This window comes from Blautia hansenii DSM 20583, assembly GCF_002222595.2.
GTDB lineage: Bacteria > Bacillota > Clostridia > Lachnospirales > Lachnospiraceae > Blautia > Blautia hansenii.
In genome coordinates, this window is sequence record NZ_CP022413.2 from 2,002,970 (window position 1) to 2,014,295 (window position 11,326).

An 11,326-nucleotide genomic window follows, 5' to 3' on the forward strand; every position below is an offset into this window, starting at 1 on the left:
AGTTTATGACTGGTAAAATTGATTGGGCTAAATTCATTCAGAAAATTTATGAAGCTTATGACAAACTTGTAAACGATATGGTATATAAAGCAGTTATGGCTGCTGGTACTAAGGTACTGCCTTCTAGTCAGTTTAATAAAACAGGTAAATTAGATGACACTACAAAAGCTCAGTTCGTAGAATTAATTGAAGATGTACAGGCTGCTACTGGCGATGAAGTAGTTATCATGGGTACAAAATCCGCTCTTTCTAAATTAAATGGTATGATTGCAACAGAGTGGATTTCAAACGGAATGAAAGATGAACGTCATACAACAGGTAGATTGGGAATTTGGGAAGGAATCCGTCTGGTTGAAATTCCTCAGTCTTTCGCTCCTAATGATACAAGTAAAAAGCTGGTAGACAATACAAAATTACTGATTATGCCTGTTGCAGATAATAAGTTCATTAAAATCTTTAATGAAGGTGAAGCCAATATTAAAGAAGTTAATGATGGCAACACAAACATGGATATGACTATCGAATATGAATTCCAGAAGAAAATGGGCGTAGCTACTATTGTAGGTAAAAAATTCGGTATGTGGACAATTGCTGGGTAAACCAGTTTTTTAGAGGTGGTATAAAATTACCGCCTCTTTTCAAATGGATAAAAAGGAGATAAAAATGGCTAAAGCAACAAATGTAGAAGCTGTTATTAAAACAGCAAAACCAATAAAATCAGAACAAGAAAAAGTTGTTCGTAAATTTGAACCTGAAGATTTAGTTCTTGTACGTTCTATTACTCAGGGCACTCTTCTGCTTCCGGGAAGTAAGAGTCAAATACTTTATACATGGGAATCTTATGGAGATATTGTACAGGTTGAATATCGTGATTTATATACTTTAAAAGCAAGTCGTTCAGGGTATTTATATAAACCATATTTTATAATTGAAGATGAAGAATTGCTAGAAAATCCACACTGGTCTGATTTAAAGAAATTATACGATAGTTTAATTACTACATCAGATATCAACACTATTATAAATCTTCCTGTTGCTGATTTTGAAGAAACTTTAAAAAGCCTTCCTGAAGGTTTTAAAGATGCAATTAAAATGGAAGTTTCAACGAGATTAGATGCAGGAACATTTGATTCTATTAGTAAAGTAAAAATTGTAGATAAAATTTGTGGTACAGACCTTTTCAATCTCTTGTAAAAAGGAGTGATAACCTATGACTTCTTATGATGAAATATATGAGAGATTTTCTACAAAAATTACAGATTATAAGTTGTTAGAGCTGTCTGATAAAGATGTTAGGATGATGCTGCATGATTGGTTAAATGGTGCTATAGCAAAATTTAGACGTTGCAAGACAGATTTAACAAATAGGGACGATGAATTAAACAGTTTTAGAGATGATTTATTAGATATTGAAAAAGAAATATTAGCTGAACTAATGGTGGGAGAATGGTTAGCTCCACAATTGAATTCTGTATTATATACATCACAATTCTTTGGGGGTAAAGAAGAAAAATTTTATGCCCAAGCAAATCAGCTTGATAAACTTATGGCTTTAAAAGAAACTAACCGTGTAAATTGCCTAAATCTCATGAGGGATTATGGTTATCAAAATTTTATTTGGGGACGTAAAAATGAATAAAACAATTTATGGAACAGTTCCTATAAAATCCCTTAGAAACAATTATTCAGATATTATCAATCAAATCTATAAACTCTTACCTCTTAAAGAAAATAATAATTCAGATATTGATTATTATTTTTCAACTCTTCTCTTCCGCATTCGTGGAATGTCAAATCTTTTTCCAAATGAACCAAGATGGATTACCATATTAGCTTTAATTGAAGCAGCTAGGTCTGAAAATGACTTTAAGCTATATAGGAAAGCTGTTTTAGACTCATGTTCAATTATAAAGAAAATGGGTGAATATTAATGCTTGAACTTTATAGAAAAAGACTTAAAACATCTGGGAATTATATGGGAGAAGCATTAAAAAAACAATCAGACATGATTATGGATAATACATTTACAAGAGACATTGCTTACAGGAAATGTTATATAGATAACCAGCCTGTAGATGCAAAATACATTGTACATACTTATTATAGCATCTCAAAAGACGCTGTAGATTATCATTTACAGTTTAGACCTGGAGTACATTATCCTATTGGAACTTTTGTTGATATTCCAGATGATGTAGGAATGTATAACAGATGGCTAATTGTAGGTAGAAGTGATGAACCCCAGTTTGTTAAATATAATGTTTTGAAATGTAACTGGACATTTAAGTGGATTGTAAATGGTGTTATACACGAATGTTTAGGAGTATTGAGATCACGCTCAAGTTACAACGCCGGAGTATGGCACGATTATTACACTACAACTCCAGAGAATCAAACACAATTCATCGTACCAACAAATGAACATACACAAACAATAGATTACAATATGCGTTTTTTAATCAGTGATAATAAAATCAATCCTATTGCTTGGGAAGTATCAAAACGTGAAGATACTTTTCCGGTAGGAATAACTAAAATCACTTTAAAGCAAGATTTATTTAATCCAAATATGGATAATAAGGAACTTATGATTGCTGATTACTATAAAAATAAAGTTTTAGAGGACAGTTCTGAGAAGGTTGAATATGAAATAACCTATTCAGGAAAACCTAATCTTAAAGTTGGAGGCTCGTATAAAACCTACTCTATTCCTAATATAGATTTTTGTTCATGGAAAATCACTGGAATAGATACGAAAAATTATCAGGTTATCACACCTTACGACTCCAATCAAATAAAAATCAAAATCATTAAAGACTACAATTTAATAGGAAGTGTATTTACTTTATCTGCATACAAAGGTGATACACTGCTAGATGCAATAGATATCGAGGTGATTAGTATATGATAAGAGATATCAACAATATAGATGACTCTATTATTAAAGCTAAAAGAATTATAAAAGAAAAATTATATTCAGACCAAGATATTATTGAAGTGTTAAATAATCCTAAGCTTAATCCTGATGAGCCAGATACATATTTAGATGAAAATATATTTGATTATATTCGTGTTCCGGGAACAACAACAGATACAAAAAATTTTATATGCTTTGATATTAAGCAACAGTCAATGAATGTTAAAAATCAACACATGAGAGATATGCTTTTTATATTCAATGTGTGGGTGAATGAAGATAATATGAAGACACCTTATGGCATCTCTCGACATGATTTGCTCGGTTATTTAATCAGAGATATATTTAATTACTCTAATATCTTAGGAGCACAATTAGTTGAAATTGCAGATGTTCCGGGAATTATGGATGCATATTCATCAAGCAGAACTATAACATTTAAAGCTATTCAACCAGCATCATTAAATGAAGCAGTAAAAACTAATAAATATGAATTTGAAAATTTTCATAGGAGAATATTATGATTGATGAATTGAAATTATATGTTGGCGAAAAGTATAAAATAAATGACTGCATTGCTGTGAACAGTCCTACAATAGGAGATGTGATTTCTGTAGGAGAAAATAATTATTTTACCGTATTACATCTTTTAACTGCTATTCCATCTGATATGAAAGCAATGTTGTGGGATATGGGGATATGCTGGATGGATATATCTGATTTTGATTTTTTTTGTTTATTAACAAGAAATTTAACTTCTCAAGATACAAGAGTTTTTTTAGGAGATTTAGATTTAAGTATCATGGAATTCGGACAGAATAATAAAACTGGAGAACATGTACTATTTCAGGAAAAACCTTCTGGTGAAGAAGTTATAATTGACAATCAAGTCTATCAACAAATCGTAAAAATTCTAAGAACAATTCATAATATTACACCAAAAGTTGAAAAAGTAAAATCCGATACTATGAAAGAATTACTGGTAGAAATCAATAGAGAAGATATTGCCAAATCTGCTAAAAAAGAAAATACTTCTACTCTTCTGCCGCTTATTTCTTCAATGGTGAATTCATCAGGTTTTAAATATGATGTAAATTCAATATGCAATTTAACTTATTATGCATTTATGGATGCGATAAGTCGAATAAATGCAATTAACAATGCCAATGCCATGCTTAGTGGTATATACGGTGGATTTGTTGATACGTCCAAATTGGATAAAAACCAGTTGAATTGGATGAGAGATTTTAGAAAAGAAAAATAAATTAGAAAGTTATTAGAACCTTTATAGGTTCTTTTTTATTACATAAAGGAGGATAAAACATGGATATTAATAATTTTGCCATTGACAGAGTTATAAATGGAACAATGTTTTCAAAAACTAATGGCGAGTTACTTTGGAGAGTTACACAGGTTACTAATCCAAGTTTAAATTGCGCTACTGAAACAACGGACATTGTAGATGCAATTGGTACACCAATTATGACATTAGATAGAGCTAAAACAGCAGAATTTTCCGGCGAAAACTCTCTGTTTGACTTAGGTCTGGCAGCAGCACAGCTCGGTAGCACTAAAGAAATTATGTCTAGTGAGAAAAAACAGATCGTTCCAATTAACGAAGAGTTTGTATTAGGAGAAGACGCTACTACTATTACATTAAGTAAAACACCAGTAGGAGCAATTCCATTTATTTATTTAATTAAAGCAGATTCTTCTGTTGCTGAAAAATATAAAAAAGGCAGTGAAGCTAATGCAACAGATTTCACTCATACAGACAAGCAGACTTCTATTAAATTACCAACAGGTTTAAAAGCTGGTATGAAGATTTGTGTTCCATATTCCTATGAACGTGAAGACGGTGTGTCTGTAACTAATTATGGAAATAAATTCCCGAAAGCTGGTAGATTCCTGTTGGATGTATTAGGTTATGATATTTGCAATCAGGAACATATTGTACATGCATTAGTTGAATTCCATAATGCTAAATTAACAGGTGATGTAGACTTCAACTTTACTACAGAAGGAACACATCCATTTACAATTAAATGTTTACAGGATTACTGCGATGCAAATAAACGCCTCTTCACAATCTATGTAATTGATGAGTAATTAGAGAGTTTATCTCTCTAATTATGGAGGTGCTTTTATGAGAAAATGTTTATTATGTCAAAAAGAATATAAATATTGTCCATATTGTGCAGAAGACGCTTATAAACCTAAATGGATGGTTTTATTTCATGACGAAAACTGTTCAGAGATATTTGATGTACTTCAGCGTCATGACCAAGGATTTTATACAGATGAAGAAGCCATTATTCGTTTAAAATCATTGGACTTAACAGTGTTAAAAAATGCTACTGAAAATGTTAAAAATCAGGTTAAAAGAATACTTTCAAAAGAAGTGAAAGAGGATAAACAGGAAGAAATAAAATCTCCTGTAATGATAAAAAGTAATACGAAAAAAACAAACAATAGAAAATAAGAAAGGTAGGAGGTGCGTTCAAAAAATAGAATACATCTCCTATTTTTACTTTGAAAGGAAAAAACGGATATGAGTCAAGTAAAATCGAAATTTGCAGAAATCCCTACACATTATGATACTAAAGATGTATGTAGGATTGTTAATATAAAACAACACATGTTGTACATGAAACACGGATTATTTCCAGTTGATATGTATTATAGCAAAGGGCTTTTAGTATATGTATACGATAAAGCTGAAAGTGAAGAATGTTATAAAAAATGGTGTGAAAGGACATTGGAATAATGGAAGAAAAATTAGTATTTACTTCTCCTATTCCACCTAGCGTTAATCATTACTTAGCATACCGCACAATTATTAAAAATGGAAAACCAATGGCTATGAGTTACAAAACGAAAGAAGCTAAGGATTACCAAAAAAATATTATAGAACTTATCAAAAAAGAAGTTGAAAAACAAAGATGGGTAAAGTCTGATAATAAATTTCAGCATTATTATATGGATGTAGTCTTCTATTTCCCTAGAGTCGATATGGATGCTAATAATTATTTCAAGTGTTTAGCAGATGCCATTACTGATACTGAATTAGTTTGGATAGATGATACACAGCTTTGTGAAAGAGTTATGGGAATTTATTATGACAATAAAAACCCAAGAATGGAAATTGAAATAAAACCTGTTAATTATAAAGGTATCTTTCCTAATCAAAACACTTATGAGGAATTTGTTTGTAAATGTGAAACATGTAAAAGATACAAACGTAATTGCAGTATTTTAACAAAGTCTATTGAAGGAAGAATTACGGAAGACATTGAAAACTTAGAATGTCAAAAATATAAATCAATTGAAAAAGAGGATAAATAATATGGAAAAGAAAATTACTGTAAAACAATTTATTGATACATATAATGCAGCAGCTAATAAACAGGAAGTCTTAGAAAGTGTTGTTGTGAATAAATATATTCCATTTCGTATCAAATTAGAGTGCGCCAAACTCATTGTAGAAAACCACAATTTAATTAATAAAGAAATTAAATCTGATACGGGAAAAATGTATTTAAGTTTCACTGCTTCTATTTTAAGACTATATACAAGACTTGAAGTTTCTAATACAGATACAGATTTAGATTATGATTTACTTCAGGAACAAGGATTGGTTGATATTATTTTAAATACAATCGGAAAAGATTTGGAGGAATACAGAAAAATCTTTGCAATGTGTGAAGAGGATTTTAGAACCAACTATCTTTCTACACCTTCTTTTGTACAAAGGCAAGTTACAAGAGTTATTCATGTGCTAGAAAAATACGTACACAGTTTACAAAACTGGTTAAATAAAATAGACAACGACAAAATAAACATTCTTATTGACGAAATTCAAAAACAAAATAAAAAACAATAGGTGATTATGTGAATTTAGACGTAGCATTAAAAAAAAGATTAGAAAAAGTTCTGGAAAAAAAAGTTAAAGAAAGAGCTGAGGAAATTTATGCTGAATGTGTTGATTTAGGAGATATGGCGATAGCTCAATTTTATGCTGCCTACTCTCCTATTCACTACAAACGTATGCATTCTTTTGACTATGTGTGTTCTCCGTTTAAACATAAGCTTTCATCTATCAAATATGAGGTTGGAATACGTGTATTAGAAGGTGTCGCTGTTGGTCATAAAGACAAGCTTGGAGATGAATATGTATTTCATGGAGTTATGGAATTGGGTATACATGGGACATCTTCAGTCGCAGTATCAACTCCTCCTATGGAAGTTATACGAGATTATTTTGCAAAATTTGACTAATGAAAGGAAGTGATTAAATGGCAGACCATATAGAACGAGTCATAGTACAGGGTGAGGTAGAGTTAGATACTAGCGCAGCAGAAAAGAAAAAAGAAAATCTTGCCAAACCTATTAAAATCGAATTGAGTGCAAATGATAAGGCAATTTTTAATAATATTACCAGTGCCATTAATGTGCTGCAAGTAAAAATAGACCGCTTAAATTTTAAAAATTTAGAGAAGAAACTATCTAAAAGCCTTGCTGAAAGTTCTAAAAATGGCGTAGATGAAATTAAAAATCAAGCCAAGTTGATTGACGATGCTTTCAATAAAACCTTATGGAAAAGCATGGATAAAAATGGGAATAAGACATCTCATACTTTTGCTGGCGTCTTGAGAGATATGCGACAAGAATTAGTTTCTATGAGCACATATATAAGCAAGCTCACCAATTCTAAAGACAACGAACTTAGTCTTAAAGTAAAAATTGAAAATATCAATGATTTTACTCAAAGTATGCAGGAAGCAAAAGGTCGGATAGAAACATTTCAAGATGTATTAGATCAGTTAGATAACAATTCTGTTTTTTCTTTACTCAATGAGCAAATTAAGGATATCACTTCTTCCATACAAATTCTCACCAACAATTTTAAAGAATTAAATACAGCCGCTGAGAAATATGCTAACCTACCGGATAAAGTTCCGAAGCGTAAAAAAGTATCTTCTGACAAAACCATTGGTCAAATATATGAAGAAAAAAGGAAAGAAGAAGAAAAGAGAATTGCTGCTGAGAAGAAAGCTTTAGAAAAGCTACAAAATGAAGAAGATAAAAAAGCAGCAAAGATTCAAAAACAAAAAGACTCACAAACTTCTGTTAATTATGTTGACATGGCAATTGCCAGAAGAGAAAAAGAAGCCAGAGATTTTGCCAAAAGATTAAAAAATGATATGTCTGAAAGATATGATATCAGCAAAACTTTAGACAAATTCCAAAAATGGGATGACAAAATAAAGTCCTATAATGAGTTAGGAAGTAAGTTTGAAGGTGCTACTGCATATCAGAAAATCCTTCCTGTACTAGAAAAAGTCAAAAATGCTTTTTCAGACATTAACTCAGAGATTGCAAAAGGTGATAATGCTGATTTTTCTAAAATAGAACAACAGATGAATGAAATTGCTTCATCGGTTAAAAAGGTTGATACAGCTTTTGAAGGGTTACAAAAACCAGCAGGTAATTTAGGTAAAATTGCTTCTAATGATACTTTAAGTTGGTTAGAAAAAAATACCAAAGCATTAAAAAAATATGGTGAAGAGTTAAAAGAAATTGCTACTTTGCAAGCAAAAGCAACTACTAAGGGAGAATTAGACTCCTTAACAGGAAGACGTAACGAATTAGTTTCTTCTGCTAAACGAGAAGGTTTAGTTGGGAAAAACTGGACAGACTCTTTTAAAAAGAGTTTGGGTAGTCTTTCTCAAATATTTGGTTCATTTTCTTTATTAAATCGAGCTGATGATATTGCTCATGAAATGATTGGTACAATTCATGAAGTAGACGATGCTTTAACTGATTTACAAATGGCTACAAGTGTTTCAGATAAAGAAGCGCAATCCTTAATGGAAACTTATAGCCAAATGGGTAAAGAATTAAAGGCTACTGGAGTTGATGTCGCTAAGTCAAATACTGAGTGGCTCAAACAAGGCAAAAGCTTAAAAGAAGCTGAAACCTTAACAACTGACTCTATTATTCTCTCTAAAGTTGGCGATTTATCCTCTGAGGAAAGTACAAAATATCTTACTTCTGCAATGAAAGGCTTTAAGGTAGAAGCCAAAGATGCTTTGAATATTGTAGATCAGTTATCTGCTGTAGATATGGCATCTGCTACTGATGTAGGCGGTTTAGCGGAAGCAATGTCAAAAACAGCAGTTACCGCACAGGATGCCGGTATTGAAATGCAACGTTTAATTGGTTACATAGCTACTGTTGGTGAAACCACTCAGGCTGATATGGGTTCTGTTGGTAACGCATTTAAAACAATCTTTACCAGAATGTCTGATATTAAAGCAGGAAAGTTTAAATTGATTGATGAGGATGGTACAACAGAAACTCTTTCTGATGTAGAGCAAACTTTATCAAATGTAGGTATAGATTTAAGAAAAACTGTAACAGAATATAACGATTATGGCGATGTTTTAGACAACTTGGCATCTAAGTGGGATAATCTGTCTCAATTACAACAAAATGCTTTAGCAAAAGCCTTTGCTGGAACAAGACAAGCGGAAGTATTTAGAACCCTTATGGCAAATTATGACAGTGCCAAGAAGTATATGCAAACAGCTAATGAAAGCGAAGGATATGCTACTGAAAAATTTGAAGCTTATCAAAATTCACTTTCAGGTGCAATTGAAGGGTTTAAAAATTCATTTCAAACATTATCTAACACAGTTGTCGGTTCAGATTTCTTAAAAGGAATTGTAAATGCTGGTACAACAACTCTCAATATTTTAGATAGTATAATTGAAAGATTTCATACAATCCCCTCCTTATTAGGAGCATTCGGTATTTTTCAAGGCTTTCAAGGCGGTGGTTGGAGTTCACAGAAAATCGTCTGTGTATCTCTATAGATAACCTAAGCCACCGAGGAGTTTAATGGCGACATGTACGAGCTATTATATAGCAAGGACTCCTGTAGTTAAATGCTGGAAAATGGTTTGTTGATAATACAACAAGCTACCTTTTAATGATTAAGGTACGGGAAACTTCCTTTATAAATATCTACCAAACTATAGTAGAAATATTATATGTGGCAAATGTGAAAGCACGAGGTATGGTAACAACGATATTTATGGAATAATCCGCAGCAGACAGTCCGTATGGGACTATGCTCAACGAGCAGTGACAGCAAGTGGTGTTTTTACATTACTAAGGTGTGCTCTAACGATAGGTTGTGTATAACCGAAAATCATTCATATAAATCCATCTTATATGTATACACATGTTTTGACGTAGTACAAGCGTTGATGGAATGTACAAATTTTGTAAAAAAATAACGATATTTTTTTGTTTATCTCTCGCTCACCTGTGCTATAATATAAGAAAAAGTTCAGGAGGAATTATTATGGCAAGAGGTAAACGATTAACAGGAATTGATTTGTTAGAAAAGAAAATTTCAGATTTAAATGAAAAAATTGATAGTCATGAAACAATTATTTATAATTTGAAAGAACAGAAATCTAAATTAGAAGAAGAAATGAAAAAGATTAAATTGGAAGAATTGTCTTCTATTATAGAAGAAAAAGGATTAAGTATTGAGGAAGTTAAGAAACTGATTGATAATCAGGGTTCTGAAAGATAGTAAATAAATAAGAAATATCAACCCTCATTCTATACTTATAAAGATACAATTGGAAAGAATTTTATTAATAAATCAGGAGGAAAAAGGATGGCAGTTTTAGCGAAACCAAGTAAAACTCAAATCGTTGTAGATGCGAAATCATCCAAAGATTTTATAGAACGTTTTAATAAGAATACAATTACTCCAAAAATGTTAGAGTCTTGTGCAAAAGCTGAACGCCTTTTTAAGCGTATCAAGTAAAGTTGTAAATATCTTTTCAGATGTTATCTATTATGAGGAGAATATAAGAAGCAGAAAGAGTATTACTCTCCTGCTTCTTTTTTAATCGTATTATTTTTTCACGACATGACCACAATCATTACATACCATATCGACCTTATTGGTCATAAAACCTGTAATAAAACTCCATTTCCTACGGACAGGCGTAAAATTAGTGCCAGCGCATTTAGGACAGATTAGTTGATGTGATTGAGATTGAGCGGCTTCTTCATTGCGTTTTTTCTCCCAATTATCTTTTTGAAGCTGTATTTGAAATTCAATGTCTTCTCTTCTATTCCATGCTTCTTTATCGTAGTATGGATTGTCTGGAGAAAGAACATATCGTTTACGAAGCATTTCTTCCCATTCTCTCTTTTGTTCTTTATCCATTTCTAAACGTATTTTAAACGTATAATTAGTTAAAATAAGTTTATCCCATTCCAAGTCGCAGGTGTTACATTCGTCACTTCTACGTGCGGTAATAATAGAACCACATTTAGGACATATGCGAATTGGTCTATCGTCTTCAATCATGTATTTTC

At 31.6% G+C, this 11,326-nt stretch carries 17 protein-coding genes; 16 read left to right on the top strand and 1 reads right to left on the bottom strand.

Annotated features, from left to right (window positions below; translation table 11 throughout):
- Nucleotides 1–77: 77 nt before the first annotated feature.
- The 16 genes from CGC63_RS10220 to CGC63_RS15375 all read left to right on the top strand — a co-directional run bounded on the left by CGC63_RS10220 (nucleotide 78) and on the right by CGC63_RS15375 (nucleotide 10,766).
- A complete protein-coding gene (locus CGC63_RS10220) occupies nucleotides 78–599 on the top strand; it encodes a YonB family capsid-like protein (protein WP_154965461.1) in 522 nt (173 codons plus the stop codon).
- 64 nt (nucleotides 600–663) lie between these two features.
- A complete protein-coding gene (locus CGC63_RS10225; RefSeq protein ID WP_040351096.1) occupies nucleotides 664–1,194 on the top strand; it encodes a hypothetical protein in 531 nt (176 codons plus the stop codon).
- A 16-nt stretch (nucleotides 1,195–1,210) separates the two neighbouring features.
- Nucleotides 1,211–1,639 carry a hypothetical protein gene (locus CGC63_RS10230; protein WP_003020132.1) on the top strand — a complete coding sequence of 143 codons (429 nt, stop codon included), beginning with the start codon at nucleotides 1,211–1,213 and terminating at the stop codon, nucleotides 1,637–1,639.
- On the top strand, nucleotides 1,632–1,931 hold the full coding sequence (locus CGC63_RS10235; RefSeq protein WP_003020131.1) for a hypothetical protein: 300 nt from the start codon (nucleotides 1,632–1,634) through the stop codon (nucleotides 1,929–1,931). The genes CGC63_RS10230 and CGC63_RS10235 overlap by 8 nt, the downstream gene beginning before the upstream one ends.
- Complete coding sequence (locus tag CGC63_RS10240) at nucleotides 1,931–2,908, top strand: hypothetical protein (protein ID WP_003020129.1); 978 nt, start codon at nucleotides 1,931–1,933, stop codon at nucleotides 2,906–2,908. The genes CGC63_RS10235 and CGC63_RS10240 overlap by 1 nt, the downstream gene beginning before the upstream one ends.
- Nucleotides 2,905–3,441, top strand: coding sequence for a hypothetical protein (locus CGC63_RS10245; RefSeq protein ID WP_003020127.1), 537 nt, complete (start codon nucleotides 2,905–2,907; stop codon nucleotides 3,439–3,441). The genes CGC63_RS10240 and CGC63_RS10245 overlap by 4 nt, the downstream gene beginning before the upstream one ends.
- Nucleotides 3,438–4,181: a hypothetical protein gene (locus tag CGC63_RS10250; RefSeq protein WP_089438687.1), complete on the top strand. Its 744-nt coding sequence runs from the start codon at nucleotides 3,438–3,440 to the stop codon at nucleotides 4,179–4,181. The genes CGC63_RS10245 and CGC63_RS10250 overlap by 4 nt, the downstream gene beginning before the upstream one ends.
- Before the next feature lie 59 nt (nucleotides 4,182–4,240).
- Entirely contained in the window at nucleotides 4,241–5,026 is a 786-nt protein-coding gene (locus tag CGC63_RS10255; RefSeq protein ID WP_003020118.1) for a YomU family phage tail tube protein, read from the top strand.
- Between the two features lie 37 nt (nucleotides 5,027–5,063).
- Nucleotides 5,064–5,399 carry a hypothetical protein gene (locus tag CGC63_RS10260; protein WP_003020115.1) on the top strand — a complete coding sequence of 112 codons (336 nt, stop codon included), beginning with the start codon at nucleotides 5,064–5,066 and terminating at the stop codon, nucleotides 5,397–5,399.
- Between the two features lie 69 nt (nucleotides 5,400–5,468).
- Nucleotides 5,469–5,684, top strand: a complete 216-nt coding sequence (locus CGC63_RS10265) for a hypothetical protein (protein ID WP_003020113.1) — start codon at nucleotides 5,469–5,471, stop codon at nucleotides 5,682–5,684.
- Complete coding sequence (locus tag CGC63_RS10270; RefSeq protein WP_003020110.1) at nucleotides 5,684–6,262, top strand: RusA family crossover junction endodeoxyribonuclease; 579 nt, start codon at nucleotides 5,684–5,686, stop codon at nucleotides 6,260–6,262. The genes CGC63_RS10265 and CGC63_RS10270 overlap by 1 nt, the downstream gene beginning before the upstream one ends.
- A gap of 1 nt (nucleotide 6,263) precedes the next feature.
- On the top strand, nucleotides 6,264–6,800 hold the full coding sequence (locus CGC63_RS10275; RefSeq protein ID WP_040351094.1) for a hypothetical protein: 537 nt from the start codon (nucleotides 6,264–6,266) through the stop codon (nucleotides 6,798–6,800).
- 8 nt (nucleotides 6,801–6,808) lie between these two features.
- Nucleotides 6,809–7,195: a hypothetical protein gene (locus CGC63_RS10280; protein WP_003020106.1), complete on the top strand. Its 387-nt coding sequence runs from the start codon at nucleotides 6,809–6,811 to the stop codon at nucleotides 7,193–7,195.
- Between the two features lie 17 nt (nucleotides 7,196–7,212).
- Nucleotides 7,213–9,795: a phage tail tape measure protein gene (locus CGC63_RS10285; RefSeq protein WP_003020104.1), complete on the top strand. Its 2,583-nt coding sequence runs from the start codon at nucleotides 7,213–7,215 to the stop codon at nucleotides 9,793–9,795.
- Nucleotides 9,796–10,289: 494 nt separating this feature from the next.
- A complete protein-coding gene (locus CGC63_RS10290) occupies nucleotides 10,290–10,526 on the top strand; it encodes a hypothetical protein (RefSeq protein ID WP_003020101.1) in 237 nt (78 codons plus the stop codon).
- A gap of 87 nt (nucleotides 10,527–10,613) precedes the next feature.
- On the top strand, nucleotides 10,614–10,766 hold the full coding sequence (locus CGC63_RS15375; protein WP_003020097.1) for a hypothetical protein: 153 nt from the start codon (nucleotides 10,614–10,616) through the stop codon (nucleotides 10,764–10,766).
- 90 nt (nucleotides 10,767–10,856) lie between these two features.
- Here the strand turns inward: CGC63_RS15375 and CGC63_RS10295 are convergent, their stop codons facing one another.
- Nucleotides 10,857–11,318 (bottom strand): hypothetical protein, encoded by a 462-nt coding sequence (locus CGC63_RS10295; protein WP_003020095.1) that lies wholly within the window; start codon nucleotides 11,316–11,318, stop codon nucleotides 10,857–10,859.
- Nucleotides 11,319–11,326 lie beyond the last annotated feature (8 nt).